20 protein-coding genes and 1 tRNA gene are annotated in these 18,289 nt (G+C 39.7%); 1 reads left to right on the top strand and 20 read right to left on the bottom strand.

The window, feature by feature from the left end; translation table 11 throughout:
* Positions 1-98: 98 nt before the first annotated feature.
* The 15 genes from ACPWSO_RS17385 to ACPWSO_RS17315 form a co-directional block, all read right to left on the bottom strand.
* Complete coding sequence (locus tag ACPWSO_RS17385) at positions 99-833, bottom strand: amino acid ABC transporter ATP-binding protein (protein WP_426084836.1); 735 nt, start codon at positions 831-833, stop codon at positions 99-101.
* Positions 834-845: 12 nt separating this feature from the next.
* Positions 846-1,535 carry an amino acid ABC transporter permease gene (locus ACPWSO_RS17380; protein ID WP_426084835.1) on the bottom strand — a complete coding sequence of 230 codons (690 nt, stop codon included), beginning with the start codon at positions 1,533-1,535 and terminating at the stop codon, positions 846-848.
* Positions 1,536-1,550: 15 nt separating this feature from the next.
* Positions 1,551-2,390 carry a transporter substrate-binding domain-containing protein gene (locus ACPWSO_RS17375; RefSeq protein WP_426084834.1) on the bottom strand — a complete coding sequence of 280 codons (840 nt, stop codon included), beginning with the start codon at positions 2,388-2,390 and terminating at the stop codon, positions 1,551-1,553.
* A 266-nt stretch (positions 2,391-2,656) separates the two neighbouring features.
* The gene (locus ACPWSO_RS17370) at positions 2,657-3,442 is read right to left on the bottom strand and encodes an acetyl-CoA carboxylase carboxyl transferase subunit alpha (RefSeq protein ID WP_426084833.1); all 786 of its coding nucleotides are present in this window, start codon (positions 3,440-3,442) and stop codon (positions 2,657-2,659) included.
* Between the two features lie 2 nt (positions 3,443-3,444).
* Positions 3,445-4,308, bottom strand: coding sequence for an acetyl-CoA carboxylase, carboxyltransferase subunit beta (gene accD, locus ACPWSO_RS17365; protein ID WP_426084832.1), 864 nt, complete (start codon positions 4,306-4,308; stop codon positions 3,445-3,447).
* An 86-nt stretch (positions 4,309-4,394) separates the two neighbouring features.
* Positions 4,395-5,762, bottom strand: a complete 1,368-nt coding sequence (locus ACPWSO_RS17360) for an acetyl-CoA carboxylase biotin carboxylase subunit (RefSeq protein ID WP_426084831.1) — start codon at positions 5,760-5,762, stop codon at positions 4,395-4,397.
* Between the two features lie 6 nt (positions 5,763-5,768).
* Positions 5,769-6,188 (bottom strand): 3-hydroxyacyl-ACP dehydratase FabZ, encoded by a 420-nt coding sequence (fabZ, locus tag ACPWSO_RS17355; RefSeq protein WP_426084830.1) that lies wholly within the window; start codon positions 6,186-6,188, stop codon positions 5,769-5,771.
* A gap of 3 nt (positions 6,189-6,191) precedes the next feature.
* Positions 6,192-6,680 (bottom strand): acetyl-CoA carboxylase biotin carboxyl carrier protein, encoded by a 489-nt coding sequence (accB, locus tag ACPWSO_RS17350; protein ID WP_426084829.1) that lies wholly within the window; start codon positions 6,678-6,680, stop codon positions 6,192-6,194.
* Between the two features lie 5 nt (positions 6,681-6,685).
* Positions 6,686-7,921, bottom strand: coding sequence for a beta-ketoacyl-ACP synthase II (fabF, locus tag ACPWSO_RS17345; RefSeq protein WP_426084828.1), 1,236 nt, complete (start codon positions 7,919-7,921; stop codon positions 6,686-6,688).
* A 21-nt stretch (positions 7,922-7,942) separates the two neighbouring features.
* On the bottom strand, positions 7,943-8,680 hold the full coding sequence (fabG, locus tag ACPWSO_RS17340) for a 3-oxoacyl-[acyl-carrier-protein] reductase (RefSeq protein WP_426084827.1): 738 nt from the start codon (positions 8,678-8,680) through the stop codon (positions 7,943-7,945).
* Between the two features lie 3 nt (positions 8,681-8,683).
* A complete protein-coding gene (gene fabD, locus ACPWSO_RS17335; RefSeq protein ID WP_426084826.1) occupies positions 8,684-9,613 on the bottom strand; it encodes an ACP S-malonyltransferase in 930 nt (309 codons plus the stop codon).
* Positions 9,614-9,639: 26 nt separating this feature from the next.
* Positions 9,640-10,596, bottom strand: a complete 957-nt coding sequence (gene fabK / locus ACPWSO_RS17330) for an enoyl-[acyl-carrier-protein] reductase FabK (protein ID WP_426084825.1) — start codon at positions 10,594-10,596, stop codon at positions 9,640-9,642.
* A 301-nt stretch (positions 10,597-10,897) separates the two neighbouring features.
* Positions 10,898-11,125, bottom strand: coding sequence for an acyl carrier protein (locus tag ACPWSO_RS17325; RefSeq protein ID WP_426084824.1), 228 nt, complete (start codon positions 11,123-11,125; stop codon positions 10,898-10,900).
* A 155-nt stretch (positions 11,126-11,280) separates the two neighbouring features.
* Positions 11,281-12,249 carry a beta-ketoacyl-ACP synthase III gene (locus tag ACPWSO_RS17320; RefSeq protein WP_426084823.1) on the bottom strand — a complete coding sequence of 323 codons (969 nt, stop codon included), beginning with the start codon at positions 12,247-12,249 and terminating at the stop codon, positions 11,281-11,283.
* 15 nt (positions 12,250-12,264) lie between these two features.
* The gene (locus ACPWSO_RS17315) at positions 12,265-12,705 is read right to left on the bottom strand and encodes a MarR family winged helix-turn-helix transcriptional regulator (protein ID WP_426084822.1); all 441 of its coding nucleotides are present in this window, start codon (positions 12,703-12,705) and stop codon (positions 12,265-12,267) included.
* A gap of 272 nt (positions 12,706-12,977) precedes the next feature.
* Here ACPWSO_RS17315 and ACPWSO_RS17310 point away from each other — a divergent pair, with 272 nt between their 5' ends.
* The gene (locus tag ACPWSO_RS17310; protein ID WP_426084821.1) at positions 12,978-14,039 is read left to right on the top strand and encodes an NAD(P)H-dependent flavin oxidoreductase; all 1,062 of its coding nucleotides are present in this window, start codon (positions 12,978-12,980) and stop codon (positions 14,037-14,039) included.
* A 246-nt stretch (positions 14,040-14,285) separates the two neighbouring features.
* On the opposite strand, the gene ACPWSO_RS17305 is transcribed toward ACPWSO_RS17310, so the two are convergent.
* From ACPWSO_RS17305 to ACPWSO_RS17285, 5 genes are all read right to left on the bottom strand, one after another.
* Entirely contained in the window at positions 14,286-14,516 is a 231-nt protein-coding gene (locus ACPWSO_RS17305) for a YkuJ family protein (protein WP_426084820.1), read from the bottom strand.
* A 129-nt stretch (positions 14,517-14,645) separates the two neighbouring features.
* Positions 14,646-15,515 carry an NAD(P)-dependent oxidoreductase gene (locus tag ACPWSO_RS17300; protein WP_426084819.1) on the bottom strand — a complete coding sequence of 290 codons (870 nt, stop codon included), beginning with the start codon at positions 15,513-15,515 and terminating at the stop codon, positions 14,646-14,648.
* 77 nt (positions 15,516-15,592) lie between these two features.
* Positions 15,593-16,819 (bottom strand): glycosyltransferase family 4 protein, encoded by a 1,227-nt coding sequence (locus ACPWSO_RS17295; protein ID WP_426084818.1) that lies wholly within the window; start codon positions 16,817-16,819, stop codon positions 15,593-15,595.
* 15 nt (positions 16,820-16,834) lie between these two features.
* A complete protein-coding gene (locus tag ACPWSO_RS17290) occupies positions 16,835-17,884 on the bottom strand; it encodes a glycosyltransferase family 4 protein (RefSeq protein ID WP_426084817.1) in 1,050 nt (349 codons plus the stop codon).
* Positions 17,885-18,164: 280 nt separating this feature from the next.
* Positions 18,165-18,238 (bottom strand) — tRNA-Asn (locus ACPWSO_RS17285).
* Between the last annotated feature and the right edge of the window lie 51 nt (positions 18,239-18,289).

Here is an 18,289-nt window from a genome sequence, read left to right as displayed (position 1 = left end):
AACTACAAAAAAACGTTACTGAACGGGCTTGTTCAGTAACGAACTTCTTATTCCAATTAAGGAACAGCAGCTAGAATCTGTCTGTTATTCCTTTATTTTTAAAGTATTTTAGAAAGAAAATCAATTGTCCGTGGATGCTGCGGATTTCCAAAAAGCTCAGCTGGAGTATTTTCTTCCATAATAATTCCTTCATCCATAAAAATCACTCGATCTCCTACTTCTTTGGCAAACCCCATTTCATGGGTAACAATAACCATCGTCATTCCATCTTTGGCCAACTGCTGCATGACGCTCAAGACCTCTCCAACCATTTCCGGATCAAGCGCTGAGGTCGGCTCATCAAAGAGCATGACATCCGGCTGCATTGCTAATGCTCTGGCGATGGCAATCCGCTGCTGCTGGCCTCCTGATAAGGATTGGGGGTACGCAGTGGCCTTATCCTTCAGCCCTACCTTTTCCAGCAGATCCATTGCTGTCTGCTCTGCTGCTGCTTCAGACATCTTCTTAACTTTTAAAGGCGACAGAGTTATATTTTTCATCACAGTCATATTAGGAAATAAATTGAACTGCTGGAAAACCATACCCATTTTTTCCCGCATCTCGAAAATATTAATTTTTTTATCTGTAATATCAACACCCTCGAACGTAATCCGTCCTTCTGTAGGTCTTTCCAGTAAATTTAAACAGCGCAGGAAGGTACTTTTTCCTGAGCCGGAAGGACCAATAATAACCAGTACTTCCCCTTTTTTTACATCTGTTGAAACACCTTTTAAAACTTCATTTTTGCCAAATGATTTATGCAAATCTGTTACTTCCAGTAATTTTCCAGTCATTCCCTACTCCTCCTAGCGCTGATAGCCTTTTCCTAATCTTTTCTCAAATGCTGCCAGCCCTCTCGATGTGAGAAATGTCATAACAAAATAGATTGCCGCTGCTACATAGTATGGCTCTAAAGGAATATACGTACTGGAAATAACGGTCTGTGCGCTGCTCAGCAATTCATTAATTCCAATAATTGACAGTAGTGAGGAATCTTTGATTAAAATGATAAACTCATTGCCCAGAGCTGGCAGAATATTCCGTAGGGCTTGAGGCAGAATCACGTACCGCATAGTTTGAAGGGGTGGCAATCCTAATGAATGTGCTGCTTCTGTTTGACCAATATTAACCGCCGTTATCCCAGCCCGAACAATTTCAGCCACATAAGCACCTGAGTTCAATGATAAAACAATCATCCCCGGTGCCAGCCGTCCAAAATCAATGGTCAATATTCCGATAGGGATATTAACAGATGGAAATAAATTCTGCAGTAAGCCAAAGCCGATTAACACTTGAATCAGCATTGGGGTTCCTCTTAATATTTCGATATAAATATTAGCCAGCCAGCGCAGGGGCGGTATTTTTGACAGCTTTAGCAGGGCGACGCCCACTCCCAGTAGTGTGCCAAAAAATACCGTAACTAGAGAGATAATAATTGTTACACCAGCTCCGGAAATAAAGTATTGTCCGTATGTTCCCAGAAAAGAAAAATTCATTTTCTGTCCTCCATTTTATTCTTCTGTATTTTTATCAGCCAGCTCCATAGCTTCCTTCACATATTTATCAATAGAACCGTCTTTTGTCATTTCAGCGATGATCTTGTCAATTTCTTCTTTTAGTTCATCCTCGCCTTTTGGCAAAGCAATAGCAAATGCTTCATCTTCATTTGACGTAAGCTCGATATCTGCGAACATTAAATCGGGATTTTGATTAATATATGATTCTGCAATTGTTTCTTCCAGTACTAATGCATCAATCGATCCCTGATTCAGCTCAACAATCAAATTAGGTACTCGAGGAATAGAAACTTTTTGTGCATCAGGCAGCTGTGTCTCTACAACTCCTTCTTGGATGGACCCTTTCTGAGCACCAACCTTTTTCCCGTTTAGCGATTCAATAGATGTATAGGTCGCTTGATTTTTCTTATTAATAACTATTTTTTGCGGCGGATTATAATATGGGGTAGAAAAGTCAAACGATTCTTTACGCTCAGCTGTTGCAGAAATTCCCGATACTGCAATGTCTACTTTATTTTGCTGCAAAGCAACCAGTACTGCATCAAACTGCATATCCATAAATTCTACCTTCACACCCAGCTTATCTCCAATTGCCTTAACCATTTCTATATCTGATCCCACAATTGTATCTTTTCCATCCACCAGTGTCTTAAATTCGAAAGGAGCAAAATCTGCGGATGTTCCCACCATCAGCGTTCCCTTTTCCTGAATTTTCTCTAAAGCATTTTCTGTTTTTCCGCTTCCAGAATCCTTTGTTCCTTCATTATTACTACCACAGGCTGTTAATACTCCAGCAGCAATTACTGCAATTATCGCTGTTTTCATTTTTTTCATAATTAGCACTCCTTCATTTTTTAAAGATTGATTGAAAACATCATACCATATTGAAAATGAAAAATCATCCATTTTAATCATATTTTTGATAATTTATTCATATTTAAATAAAAATACGCTTATATCAACAATTTTTATACACAATTTATGAATATTACCATTTTTTTACTAGACATTGTTTTTCAGAAAATCTTCAGACAGCAAAAAAGATTGCGGTAAAACTCTATGAGTCTCACGACAATCTCTAACGTATTCATTTCTGTCTTCTAAAATTTGCGGAACCTCTGATATCTCTGTTCAATCAGTTCTTCTTTGGAGAGCCGCGACAGCTCTGCAAGCTTACTAATAAGAGCTTTTTCAATCATTCGGTTAATTTTTGGCTGCTCCAGCAGTTCTCCATTCATCTCTTCCGGTATGATTTTGTCAATTACTGTCAGTTCCTTTAGTTCCTTAGCTGTAATTTTCATTAACTCCGCTGCTTCCTTCGCCCGGCTGCCGTCTTTCCATAAAATAGAAGCAAAGCCTTCTGGAGATAAAATAGCATAAATCGTATGCTCCAGCATCCAGACTTCATCGGCGACTGCTAAAGCCAACGCACCACCGCTGCCACCTTCGCCAATGATGATAGAGATTATTGGAACATTCAAATCGGACATGTCCAGTAGATTTCTTGCGATTGCTTCACCTTCGCCACGTTCTTCTGCGCCAATACCGCAATAAGCACCTGCAGTATTAATAAAGGTTATTACTGGGCGATTGAATTTTTCAGCCTGTTTCATTAGACGTAGAGCTTTTCGATACCCTTCTGGATGAGGAGCGCCAAAATTTCGGTCAATGTTCTCTGGAAGATTTCTGCCTTTCTGAATACCGATTACCGTAACCGGTTTTCCTCCAAGCAACGCAATTCCGCCGACAACTGCTAAATCATCACCAAAATAGCGGTCCCCATGAAATTCAATAAACTGGTCAAAAACTGCATCAATATATTCCAACGAGGTGAAGCGCTCTTGAGATCTGGCCAGCGTCACAATTTCATTAGCTGTTCTTTCCACTTCTACGTCCACCCCTCTGCTGCATGTATCATCAACAATGATTTTAGTACTTCCTTCAGTTGATTTCTCGGCACAATTCTATCAACGAAGCCATGGCTTAATAAGAATTCTGCTTTTTGAAAATCTTCAGGCAGCTCTTGACGAATCGTTTGTTCAATAACTCTACGTCCAGCAAAACCAATCAAACTTTGAGGCTCTGCCAGAATAATATCTCCATCCATTGCAAAGCTGGCTGTAACCCCGCCGGTTGTTGGATCAGTCAAGACTGTAATATACAATAGTCCGGCATTACTATGACGTTTCAGCGCTGCAGAAATTTTTGCCATCTGCATTAAAGACATGATGCCTTCCTGCATGCGTGCTCCACCTGAAGCTGTAAAAATGACTACTGGCAGTTTTTCAGCTGTTGCCCGTTCAAACAGCCGAGTAATTTTCTCACCAACAACAGTTCCCATGCTTCCCATGATAAAATTGGCATCCATCACAGCAATTGCTGTTGTAAAGCCTTCTATTTCAGCCTTGCCAGTCAAGACTGCCTCATGGAGATTAGTTTTCTCCTGCATCGCTGCAACCTTTTCTTTGTATCCGGGAAAATTTAGCGGGTCGTCAGTCTCAATGTCTGTATCCCATTCACTGAAGCTTTTTTCGTCTACTGTAAGCAGCAGCCGTTCCCACGCATTGATTCTAAAGCTGTATCCACAATAAGGACAGACCTTCTCGGGGCCCATATCTTTTGTGTAAAGTGTCTGTTTACAGCATGGACACTTGGCCCACATGTTATCCGGAACAGCAGGCTTTTTATTATCAGCATCAATACCACGATTAGGATTGATGCGAATGTAGTTTTTCTTTTTGAATAAAGCCATCTCTCTACTCCTTTATCCTTTCGACGAACCTGTCCAGGCTCTTCATTTTGGAGGGTTATTGTCCTCTACTTCCAGATTCTATTTTACTAATCAGATTCAGGCTCCCAAGATGGTAGAAAGGTTTCCTGTAAAAAGCTGGTGTCATAGTCTCCTGCAAGAACACTTCCATGGGTAATCAAATCCAACTGAAATTCTGCATTAGTTGTCAATCCGTCTGTAACCAATTCGTTCAGTGCCCGCTGCATTTTCATAAATGCATCAAAGCGATTTTCACCGTGGACGATAATTTTAGCAATCATTGAATCATAATACGGCGGAATCTTATAACCTGTATACATTGCGCTATCTACTCTCAATCCCATGCCGCCGCTTGGCAGGAGCAGATTATTAATTGTTCCGGGTGCAGGAGCAAAATTGAATGCTGGGTCCTCAGCATTAATTCGGCATTCAATGGCATGACCCGTCAGTTGTACATCTTCTTGCTTGATGGTTAATTCCTCACCCGCAGCAATTTTCAATTGTGCTTTCACTAAGTCAATGCCGGTGACCATTTCAGTTACTGGATGCTCCACCTGAATGCGTGTATTCATTTCCATAAAATAGAATGCACCAGAATCATCCATCAGAAATTCAATTGTCCCTGCATTTTGGTAAGCAACTGCTTTTCCTGCTCGAACAGCAGTCTCTCCCAGCAGTTTACGTTTTTCATCTGAAATAACCACAGAAGGCGATTCTTCCATCACTTTTTGATTATTTCTTTGAAGGGAGCAATCTCTTTCTCCCAGATGAATCACATGACCGTAGTTATCCCCTAATACTTGCACTTCAATATGTCTAGCCGGATAAATAATTTTTTCAATATACATGTCGCCATTACTAAAAGCTGCTTTTGCTTCTTGCTGAGCGGAAGTGAATTGGGCCGGAAGCTCCTCTTTTTTGAGAACCTTACGAATCCCTTTGCCTCCTCCGCCAGCAGCAGCTTTGAGCATCACTGGATAACCGATTTTCTCAGCAATTGTTAATGCTTCCTCTACAGTAGCAATCACGCCTTCACTACCAGGAATTACAGGAACATCGGCTTCAATCATCAATTTTCTTGCATTAATTTTATTTCCCATCGCATCTATCGTTTCTGCTTTTGGTCCGATGAATGTGATATTACATTCTTCACACATTGCGGCAAATTGGCTATTCTCTGATAAGAAACCAAACCCTGGATGAATTGCTTCTGCATTTGTTACGATAGCTGCACTTAAAACCCGTTGAACATTCAGATAAGAATCGGCAGCTTTAGCCGGTCCAATACAAATTGCTTCATCTGCTAGCTGTGTATGCATTGCATCCTGATCTGCTTCTGAATAAACCGCAACTGTGCGGATTCCCAGTTCTCTGCAGGCTCTAATAATACGGACAGCAATTTCTCCACGGTTCGCAATTAAAATTTTTGAAAACATCGACATCTATCCAATCATAAAAGTTAGTTCGGCTTCTGCAACTTTTTTACCGTTTACCTTTGCAATTCCTTTACCTGTACCAGCTGTTGCTCTCATTTTCAAGATCTCTACTTCTAATATTAATGTATCACCAGGAACCACTTTTTTCCTGAAGCGAATCTTGTCCATGGCACCAAAGTAAGCTGTTTTCCCTTTAAATTCAGGCTTTGACAACAATGCAACAGCGCCAGCCTGACCAAAAGCTTCCAAAATCAGCACACCCGGCATAACCGGTTCAGTTGGGAAATGCCCTTGGAAAAAGGGTTCGTTAATTGTTACATTCTTAACAGCTACAACTCGTTCACCAACAGTAATTTCATCCACCCTGTCTAAAAGTAAAAACGGATACCGATGAGGGATAATTTCCATGATTTCCTGTATATTCATTGGTTACTCTCCTTTAGCTATTCTGAATATTGGCTGATTATATTCCACAACGTCTTCATTTTCAACCAAAACCTCTGTAATCGTTCCGTCTACGGCTGCCGTGATTTCGTTCATCAGCTTCATAGCCTCAATAATACATACAACCTCGCCCTTCTTCACCTTGTCCCCAACCTGTTTAAAGATTGGTTTATCTGGTGCTGGCTGTAAATACACAACGCCTACTAATGGAGATAAAATTTCTTCCACAGAATCAGGAGCTGTTGTTTTTTCAGCCACTGGAACACTAGCCTGCACCGGCACAAGAGTTTCTGTAACCTGTTCAGGAGGCTGTACTGGTGAAGACTGGACTCCCTGTTCCGATGTTCGAACATCTTTCAAAGATGTCTGGTTTTTATTCATGTAAAGCTCAAAAGAACCTTCTTTTAAATCAAATTCTGTTAAACTGGATTGGTCAAACTGTACCAAAAGGTCCTTTACTTCGTTAATATCCATTATTACTAATCCTCCCAGCGTTTCAAACAGATAACTGCATTATGGCCGCCAAAGCCTAAGGAATTACTTAGACCATAGTCAAAACTATGAGGCTGACTTGTATTTCCCACAATGTTTACTGTGACTTCTTCATCCAGTTCAGTTAAGCCAATGGTTGGTGGAATAAACTGATGCTGCAGCGCATTCAAGGTAGCAATTCCTTCAATTCCTCCAGCTGCTCCCAGTAAATGTCCAGTCATACTCTTGGTACTGCTCACAGGAATATCTTTCGCTGCTGATCCCATCGCCAATTCAATAGCCTTGGATTCTGCACTGTCATTCGGCGGCGTACTCGTTCCGTGTGCGTTAATATAACCAACTTGTTCAGGTGTAATCCCTGCCTCTGCCATTGCCAGCTTCATTGCTTTTGCTGCTCCGCTGCCGTCTGGTGTTGGTGATGTCATATGATACGCATCACAATTTGCACCGTAACCAACAATTTCACCTAAGATTACTGCACCGCGCTTTTGGGCATGCTCCAGCGATTCAACCATGAACACACCGGCTCCCTCCCCCATGACAAATCCGTTACGATTTTTATCAAAGGGAATCGACGCCTTGTCCTTATCTGTTTCATTCGATAAGGCTGTTAGTGAAGCAAAACCAGCAATCCCAATTTCCGTGATGGATGCTTCTGTTCCACCAGCTAAAATTACATCAGAATAACCATGTTTAATATTTCGGAAGGCTTCGCCAATCGAATGCGTTGCACTGGCACAGGCCGTAACCACTGCTGTACAGATACCTTTTGCTCCCACGCGCAATGCAATATTACCAGCAGCCATGTTAGCAATCGACATTGGAATAAACAGAGGACTTACACGCTGCGGACCTTTATCGTGCATTCGCACAACCTGATCCTGAATCGTTTGAAGACCGCCAATTCCAGAACCAACCATTACGCCGAAACGATCTGTGTCAATGTTATCTATTTCCAGTCCGCTCATTTCCATTGCTTCCAATGCAGCATAGATTCCATATAGAGAAAATAAATCCATTCGTTTCGCGTCTTTTTTCACAAAATATTTATCAAAAGGAAAGTCCTTCACTTCAGCAGCTAAGGTAATCCCTGTTTCGGCTGCATCAAACTTAGTGATGGGACCAATCCCGTTTCTTCCTTCTTTCAAGCTTTCCAAAAAGGTGGACGCATCATTTCCGATTGGAGACGCCACGCCATACCCAGTAATTACTACTCGATTCATATTTCCTTCCTCCTAACTGGTTTATCCGTGCATTACTAAACCGCCGTCGATATTTAGCACTTGTCCGGTAATATAAGGACTTTCTGCTAAAAATACAGCTGCTTTGGCAACATCTTCGACCTGACCGTATTTTCTTAAAGGAATTTGTTCATTCATTTTTTTCTTAACTTCATCTGAAAGTACAGCTGTCATCTCTGTATCGATAAATCCCGGTGCAATAGCATTACAGGTAATCCCTCTAGCTGCTACTTCCCTGGCTACTGATTTAGTAAAACCCACAACTCCAGCTTTACTGGCTGAGTAATTTGCCTGACCGATATTTCCCATCAAGCCCACCACACTTGTCATGTTAATGATTCGACCGCTCCGCTGTTTCATCATCCGTTTCACTGTATGCTGCGTCATATTAAAGGTTCCTACTAAATTAATATCAATACATTTTGAAAAATCTTCTTCTGACATTCTCAACAACAGCTTGTCATTGGTGATTCCAGCATTATTAATTAATATGTCGATTGAGCCTAATGCTTCAACAGCTTTATTGATCATTTCACCAGCCGCTTCATAATCTGAAATGTCGCCGCAGACACCTACACAGTCAACATCGTTCGCTTTAATTTCATTAATCAGCTCTTTCGGAATCTCTCCTCTGCCGTTCAATACAATATTAGCACCTGCCTGTGCAAAGGTCAGCGCAATTGCTTTCCCGATACCGCGGCTGCTGCCAGTCACAAATACATTTTTACCCTTCAAATCCATCCATTATCCCTCACTTAAAAGTGCTAAAGTTTCTGTTAATGTCGCTTGATCCTCAACGCGGCCAGTTACGATTGATTTATCAATTTTTCTAATGAAACCAGTCAGTGTTTTTCCTGGACCAACCTCAATAATTCTGACAACACCCATTTTTTTCATTGTTTCAATACTGTCAGCAAAACGAACCGCCTTCATCACCTGCTGCGTTAGCAGCGGCTTAATCTGATCCGCTGCCATAACCTCAGCTGTCGTATTGCTGATTACTTGAATTTTCGGTGTGCTAAATGGAACTTTTTCCAATTCCTTTGCCAGCTTCTCAGATGCCGGCTTCAGCAAAGCCGTATGAAAAGGACCACTTACATTCAAAGGAATCGTTCGCTTAACCCCCTGCTCAGTCAGCAAGGCAACGGCTTTATCTACTGCTTCTACTTCACCGCCAATAACAATCTGTTGGGGTGTATTATAGTTAGCCGGGGAAACAATTCCAACGGTTGAGGCTTGTCTGCAGCAGTCTTCAATAAGGTCACGGTCAGCATTCATTACAGCAACCATTTTCCCTGTTCCTGTCGGTGCAGCCTCCGTCATAAACTTCCCGCGCTTGGCAACCAAAGCAACTGCTGCCTTAAACGTTATTGCTCCGCTTGCAACAAGAGCACTATATTCACCTAGGCTAAGTCCTGCCACCACATCTGGTACAGCTCCGTTGGCAGCTAGAACTCTATTGAACGCCGTACTAACGGTTAGAATAGCTGCCTGGGTATAGGTCGTTTCATTCAGCCGCCCGTCATCAGAAAAACAAAGCTCAGCCATATCGTAGCCAAGAACCTCACTGGCCTCAGTAAAGGTGTCCCGAACAAGCGGCTCCTGATCGTAAAGTTCCTTACCCATTCCTGTATATTGAGCACCCTGCCCACTAAATACAAATGCTGTCTTCATTCTCTTTCTCCTTCTCAAGCGTACTCTTAACTAAAACGCTGATACTGTATTTTAAAAGCTTCTTTGGCTTCCTTTACAAAAGAATCAATAATTTCTTTAGCCGTTTCTTCTTTTTTTATTAATCCGGCGATTTGTCCGGCCATGATAGAACCGTTGTCAACATCACCATCAACAACTGCTTTACGCAGGGCCCCTTGCCCCAACTCATCAAACTTCTGCGTATCAGGTGTCTCATTTTTAAGCTCTTCTTTTTCCAGCTGATCATATTCTCTAGTTAATTTATTTTTCAATGCTCTAACTGGATGACCAAAATGCTGACAAGTAACCACTGTATCGATATCTCTTGCTTTGATAATTTTTTGTTTGTAATTCTCGTGAACGGTGCATTCTTTTGCTACAAGAAAACGTGTGCCCACTTGAATTCCTTCGGCACCAAGCATGAAAGCTGCAGCCATTCCGCGGCCATCACCAATCCCGCCAGCTGCAATAACCGGCACAGACAGTGCATCGGTTACTTGGGGAACCAAACTAATTGTTGTCAGCTTGCCAATATGCCCGCCAGCTTCCATTCCTTCGACAATCACCGCATCTGCTCCGATTTTTTCCATCCTTATTCCTAGTGCAACAGAAGGGACTACTGGAACGACTTTAATCCCCAGTGATTTGAAGCGTTCCATGTACTTTCCGGGATTGCCTGCGCCGGTTGTAACTACAGGAACCTGCTCTTCACAAACTAAATCAATGATATCTTCAGCAAACGGCGACAATAACATAATATTTACAGCAAAAGGCTTACTCGTAAGAGCCTTAATTTTTCTTATTTCTTCTTGTACTACTTCTTTTGGGGCATTTCCACCAGCAATGATTCCCAAACCGCCAGCTTCAGAAACTGCTGCTGCTAACTCAGCATCCGCGATCCAAGCCATTCCACCTTGAAAAATAGGGTATTTAATTCCAAATAATTCACAAATTTTTGATTGCATATAATACATCCTTCATAATCTAAAAATGATTGCAGTAAACGAGTAACGAGTGGGTTTGGCATATAGCTCCATACCCAACCTCATATTTCTCTAAAATCCAAATAAACAGCGTGCCAGAAGCACTATCTTCAAAATTAAGTAGAAATCCTTGAGGTTTGCCAATCTCACTGGTAAGCAGACATTAAAGTATCTGTCCACTCAACAATGATCTGGAAAACAATTCTCATATATTCTTCTCAACTTTTGAAGCTTGTCACTTCTGGCACAACTATGTTTAACTTGTTAGTCAGCCAATTAAAAATTAGCTGTTTTGTTGTTTTTCTACGTATGTTACTAAATCTTTTACAGTTACAATGCCTTCTTCAGATTCAATCTTTACATCGAACGCATCTTCAATCTCATTGATAATTTGGAATAGATCCAAGCTGTCAGCATCCAGTTCTTCCTGAATGTTTGTTTCCATTTTTACTTCTTCAGGCTCTTTTCCTAATTCTTCTACAATAATTGCTTGAATTTTCTCAAATACCATGTGTATATTCCTCCAAAAGTTTTGTTTTTTTGATTTTCATAAATCCTGTTAAAGATTCTATGCATGAAAAACAGCTCTCACCTGCAAGAACAGCAAGAAAATCAATACTGAGTTCCATTCTCTTTAATAGAATTCATATATATGTAAACAGTTTTTTACAAAGTTAGGAGTAACGTCCCCCATGTTAGCCCTCCGCCAAAACCTGTTAACACCACATTTTGTGTTGAATCCAATTTCAATGTTCCATTTGTAACTGCCTCATCCAGTAAAATAGGAATACTGGCTCCAGAAGTGTTGCCATACTTATCCATATTCGTTAGAAATTTTTCTCTGGGAATTTTTAGCTTTCTGGCTAGCTTATCAATAATTCGTACATTTGCCTGATGGAGTAAGAAATAATCAGCCTGTACTGAATTTTCATCCAGCACTTGACGAATGTTCTTTGCTACATCACTCATTGTAAAATCAAAGATTGCTCTACCATTCATTTTTAGCCAGGCTGTCTCTTCTGTTGATTCATCATAGAACGGACTTTTATTTTCACGGAAACCAGAAGTTAGTGAACCGCCTCGTGTACCATCTGATTGAAGTTTTTCAGCTAAAAAGTGCGGACTCTCATCAGCTTCGAGCAGCACGCCCCCAGCACCGTCTCCAAATAAAACTGCGCTGCTGCGGTCCTTCCAGTCCAAAACCTTGGATAAGGTTTCGCCGCCTAAAACAATACCTCGTTTGTAGCCGCTTCGAATCATCTTTTCACCCAGACTTAATCCGTAAACAAAGCCCGAGCAAGCAGCACTAATATCAAAGGCAAAAGCATTGTCTGCTTTAATTCCAGCCTGTACCTGACAAGCAACTGAAGGCATTTGGTAATCTGGAGTAATGGTTGCTACAATAATAAAATCCAGAGAATCACCAGTATAACCAGATTTTTTTAAAATATTCTGAGCCGCTTTAGTACAAAGATCCGAAGTATTTTCATCTGTTACTACATGACGGGACTGAATCCCTGTCCTGCTTCTAATCCATTCATCAGAAGTATCCATAAACTTACTTAACTCGTCATTTGTTACTTGCTTTGCCGGAAGATAACTACCGGTACAAGTTATTTTTCCATATTGACTCATTTTTTCCCTCCGTTTTTACTTGTATTCTTGTAAAAAATCATGGAGGTTCTTCAATGCTTTCAATAAAGCCTGTTCTTCTTCTTGATCCATACCATCCAAAATATTTTTAACCATTTCCCGGTGAAAATGCTGATGAACACGATAAAGAAGTTTTCCTTTTTTTGTTAGGCCAAGCTTTACAACGCGGCGATCATCTTCACTTCGAATACGTTCAACATAGCCTTTCTTCACTAAATTATTGATTGCAACTGTTAGAGTTCCTACTGTAATAGACAGCTCTTTGGCAACCTCAGAAGAAGTCTTTCGCTTATACATTCCGATTGCTTCAATCGTATGCATCTCTGTAATAGATAAATCATTAAATTTTGATTTTTTCAATTCAGACTCTTCGATTGTCAGAATATCGTTGAAGACACTCACTAGATAATCGTTTATTGTTTCTAAATCTGGTTCCATCCTGCACACCATCCGTAATTACTTTGATTATCAAAACATTTGACAGTCAAACTATATATCATTCTTAAAATTTTTGCAAGCCTTTTTTTATTTTCTTAGTTTTTTCTTTAGGGAAACTTAGCAATATCAAGGATAAAACTTAAAATAACTTTATTGATCCATACGCTTAAAAAAATAAAAGGTTTGACAATTCTTTCAGAACTGTCTATAGTAGCTTTAGTTTGATGTTCAAACTATTTACCATTTAAATCATAAGCATAAGGAGCTTCAACATGACATTAAAACCACTAGTGATAGATAAACTTGTCGCGAAAATCCCTGTTATACAAGGCGGGATGGGCATCGGCGTAAGTCTTGCGAATCTAGCCGGAGCCGTTGCCAAAGAAGGCGGAATTGGAATCCTCTCTACTGCCCAAATTGGCTATCAGGAAGAAGTTTTTGAAAAGTCACCAATGCGGGCAAACATGGCAGCGATAAAAAAACAATTTGATAAAGCCAAGGAAATTGCTAAAGGCGGAATAGTTGGCTTTAATATTATGGCCGCCAGTTTTCAATACGACCGCTATGTAAAACGCTGTGTCGAGGTCGGGGCGGATGTCATTATTTCCGGCGCCGGACTGCCAATTAATCTTCCCGAACTTGTCGAAGGAAGCAAAACTAAAATTGCGCCGATTGTTTCATCGAACAAGGCTGCCAAGGTACTGCTGGGCATGTGGAAAAAGCGTTATAATAAAACTGCAGATTTCGTGGTAGTGGAAGGACCAAAAGCTGGTGGTCATTTAGGTTTTAAAGCTGAGTCTATCAAAGAAAGTATTGATAACATGGACGAAGAGCTTCAACAAATTATTGCGACTGTCAACCAATTTGGGGAAGATTTCAACCGTAAAATTCCTGTTATTTTTGCTGGCGGTGTCTATAACCGTTCTGATATTGATCATTATATGAATTTAGGCTGTGCAGGTGTACAGATGGCTACTCGCTTTGTAGCAACAGAAGAATGTGATGCTCCAGATGCATTTAAACAGGCTTATATCGATGCAAAAAAAGAGGATATTGCGATTATAAAAAGCCCTGTCGGAATGCCGGGCCGGGCAATTAAAAACCAGTTCACAGAACGAATTAAACATGAGCAAATTCCTATTGAAAAATGCCGCAGCTGTTTGTCTTATAAGCATTGTGATCGCGAAACCATTCCCTACTGTATTTCAGAAACACTTTTAAATGCAGTGACCAAAGATCCTAACAATGCCCTAGTATTTGCTGGAGCAAACGCTTATAAAATAACTGAGCAAACAACCGTTGGGAAGATTTTTGCTGAGCTTACACAGGCTTAGTCAGGGAAATACTGTAAAAGAACAGATAATGCTATTAGTACTACTAATATTTTTGACAGCTAACTTTAGTGAAATCAGTACATCTGCAATCATTAGTACTCTAATATGCACACCATTCTGGCAGATGATTCTATACATGTAATTATATAGAATCTTTTGGAATAATAAAAAAAGCCTTGATTGTACATCAACAAGGCTTTTTTCTTTAAATTAAGTCACGGGTAACGATGCATCCTCAACCATAACTTATTGGATCAAATCATAAATCTCCATCGCTACAATATCGATATTGTCAAATTGATAGCTTTGCTGACTATCCGCTTCTGTCAGTTCAAAAGTATCAGTCGTCTTATCATAGTTCACAAGACATTTTTCAACGCCTTCCCGTTCAAAACGACGAACTTGTATTTCATTGTCATTTGCTTCTGTCATTGCTTCAAGTCTTTTGATGATCGCTACTAACTGTGATTGCTTCATAACTTGACCTCCCTCGGCGAACTAAGTTTCATTCCTGTACCATTGTAACAAAACATTGTCCGTCGTGCATGATTTTTCGTCAATTTTTTCAATTTTTTTGCTGTTCCTTAATAAAATAGTATTTCGTTATTAGTTGCTTTTCCACCAGAGTTTAATCAAAGCCTGTGTTCCATCATTTTCGAACCCTTCGTCTGCTAAACGGCTATACAATTCCTCTGCCAGCTTGGTAGAGGGTAATGTCAATCCTAATTTATCTGCTTCATCCAGCGCTATTTTCAAATCCTTTATAAAATGCTTTACAAAAAAACCTGGGGAGTAATCTGCTCTCAGTATTCTAGGACCATAATTGTTCATGGACCAGTTAGAGGCGCTGCCGCCTCCAAGAGTCTCGATTACCTTCTCAAGATTAAGCCCGGCTTTGTCCGCATAAACCAGCATTTCTGTCATTCCAGTCATTGTTCCGGCAATCATAATTTGGTTTGCCATCTTTGTATGCTGCCCCTTTCCTGCACCACCGTGCAGCTTATAAGTTTTTCCAAAGGCTTCAAATACAGGGACTACCTTGTCGTAAGCTGATTGCTCTCCTCCTACCATGATTGTCAGCGTACCATTCTTCGCACCCAAATCTCCACCAGATACTGGAGCATCCAATGCTTGTCCGCCAAGTTTGCTTGCTTCTTTAGCGATTTTCTCAGCTAGAGAAGGAGTACTGGTTGTAAGATCTACTACTATTTTCCCAGTAATATCAGCTTGAAAAATACCATTTTCGCCAAAATAAACTCCTTCAACATCTGCTGGAAAGCCCACCATTGTAAAAATAATCTCACTGTTCTCGGCAATCTTCGCTGGAGTTTCCTGCCAGTGTGCCCCATTTGTAATCAAATCATCTGCTTTACTCTTGGTACGATTGTAAACGTTTACCTCTAACCCATGATTCATCATATTCATAACTATTGCATGCCCCATAACTCCTATGCCGATAAATCCAATTTTTCCCATATTTCCATTCCTTTCATACAAAAATAAAAACCTCTGTATGTAAGTATATACTACATGCAGCGGTTTTTACATTTTTCTTATCTTCTAAACGAAATAAATTTTACCTTAATTTTTTCCATCGATACAAAACTATCCTTTTTATCTTGCGAAACCTCTTGATAGTAATTAATCGTATCTGTATAAAACTCAATCATTTTCTCACCAAAATACTCTGCAGAAATTTCGTGCATTTTTTTATCAATAATTGCTTGGTCAGAAGGCACATCTTCATAGATATAATCAATTACAGCTTGTGCAAAATCTTCATCCTTCTCAAAAGTAATCCCTAAAGAACGATGATCCAATAGTTCATTCAAATAGTCATTCCCTTCAACAATGCAAGGTACACCAGCAGCTATCGCCTCAGTATAAGTTAGGCCTTGGGTTTCTGAAGTTGAAGCACTGACAAAAAAGTCAGCTGCCTTGTAATAAATTGCCACTTGATCATTTGGTACTTCTCCAATAAAGATAACATACTCTTTTATACCCAAATCTACGGCCATTGTTTTCAACGACTCTAAATAAGGTCCGTTTCCTACTATAAGCAGACGAACTTGAGGAAATTCTTCAATAATCCGGCTCATTCCGGTCAAAATTGCTTGTATATTTTTTTCATAAGATATTCTGCTAAGAGAAAGAAGGGTTAAGTTTTCATCAGTTAAACCAATTTCCTCTCTTAGTTCCTTAACCATCTGCCGGGTAATATCCGGACGTTCAAATTTTTTAATGTCAATTCCTGTTGGTATAATCCGCATCGGAGATTTGACTCCATATTCCTGCAGTTTATTTATTACTCGTTTACTTGGGCATACCACACCCGTTGTATGATTAGTAAAGGCTTTAGAAAGATACTTCACATGCGTTGGGCGTAAAACCTTTCCCTTTGCAATGTAATGCAGATATTCCTCATACATTGTATGGTACGTATGGATAACCGGAATCTTTAGCTTTTTCCCAACCATTTTTCCTAAAATTCCAGAACCAAACTCTGTATGTGTATGAATCAAATCCAACTCTAATTCTTTGGCTATCAGATAAGCATACCACATTCCTCGAACAACGAGCCTTCTTTCCTTGAAAGACACCAAGGGCACACTTGGCATCCGAATAACATCCTCTTCAAATTCTGGTGCATTAGGATCTGTTGTAGTAAAAATGTAAACCTCATGCCCATTTCTTTCCAATTCCTCTTTCAAGGTATAAATCGATGTTGCTACCCCACTTATTTGGGGGAAATAAGTATCTGTAAAAAATCCAACTTTCACTTTTTCTCCCTCCACTTAATAGCTATTGCCTTGATGAACAACTGATTCACTCTTGTTGTTGACATCAGCAACTTTTCTATAAATCTCTTTTAATTCCTGACCGATTTCTTCAATACTTTTTTCTTTAGCCGTTGCGTAGCCGGCTTCTTCAGTTGACGGTAGTTCATGGTTAATAATCTGTTGAATGAGAAGAGTAAATTCATCTTGTGTTTTTCCCATATAGCAATTAATATTTTTCTTAAGCCAGCCAGCATATACTGGGATATCCCGAACTAATATCTGCTGCTTACTTGCTAAAGCTTCTAAAATAACAATCCCTTCAGTCTCCTCATGAGATGGAAAGAAAAACAAATCAGCTGCTGAATACGCTCCTTCAATAATATCACCTTTAATGTATCCTGGAAACTCCACATTTTCAGGATGCTCACCCTTGACTATATCCCGGACATTTTTAGGTATGGAATACATAGGTGTATAGCCAAACCAGATGAAACGGTACTCTGGCAATCGCTTCGCTATTTCAACAAAATCAATAATTCCTTTACGTTCAAAATATAAACCAACACAAATGATTACTTTTTCATTTTCTTTTATATTAAAATGTGCTCTAAAAGCTTCTTCTTTCTGTTCAGAATGCTTAAAGCGTTCCAAATCAATTCCATTAGAAATAGCCGAAATCGGTACAGTAATACCATATCCTTGAAGTAATTCCTTTGAATATTGGGTTGGCGTAATAATATAGTCAGCCTTTTTATATAAACTCACTAAGTATTTTTTTACTAATGGAGAAATAGTATTGGAACCGACAAAAGAATTTCTAAAATCTTCTTCGGTCGAATGTGCATGATAGATTACTTTCTTCCCAAGTTTTCGAGCTTTACTAATCATTCCATGACTATGTATACCATACGTATTAATGTGCAAGATGTCATAATCCGTACAATTAGGATCCAACGTATACTCAATCCCAACTTCAGAAAGTGCACGTTTCTGATGATCCAATGCACGACCTATACCAGATTTAGCTAGTATTTTTTCACCTTCAAAATATAATAATATTTTCAACGTTATTCCCTCCTAAAACTGGTCATTGCAATAAACACATTATATCACAAGTCAAAAAAAGTTTAGTCAAACTTAAGTCTTAGTTTCATATTTTTGAATAAGATAAAAGAGTAAAACCTTATAATACAAAGGTTTCAAGCCAAAATTATCAATTAACATGACAAAATTGTTAGATAACCAAGCAAATTTATTTAAGTCTTATATTTATCACTAGTATGATTCTATCACATATAAGATTAATGACAAAAAAAAAGCGAAAACCCTGTGGTTTTCGCTAAAACTCCGGCAGTAGGACTCGAACCTACGACATCATGATTAACAGTCATGCGCTACTACCAACTGAGCTATGCCGGAATAATCGCGCGGCGGCGTCCTACTCTCACAAAGGGAAACCCTTCACTACAA

The sequence above is a fragment of the Enterococcus sp. LJL51 genome, assembly GCF_049894025.1.
Classification (GTDB): Bacteria; Bacillota; Bacilli; order Lactobacillales; family Enterococcaceae; genus Enterococcus_L.
The sequence above is the reverse complement of the archived record's forward strand: the minus strand, read 5'-3'. Positions and strand labels throughout refer to the sequence as shown.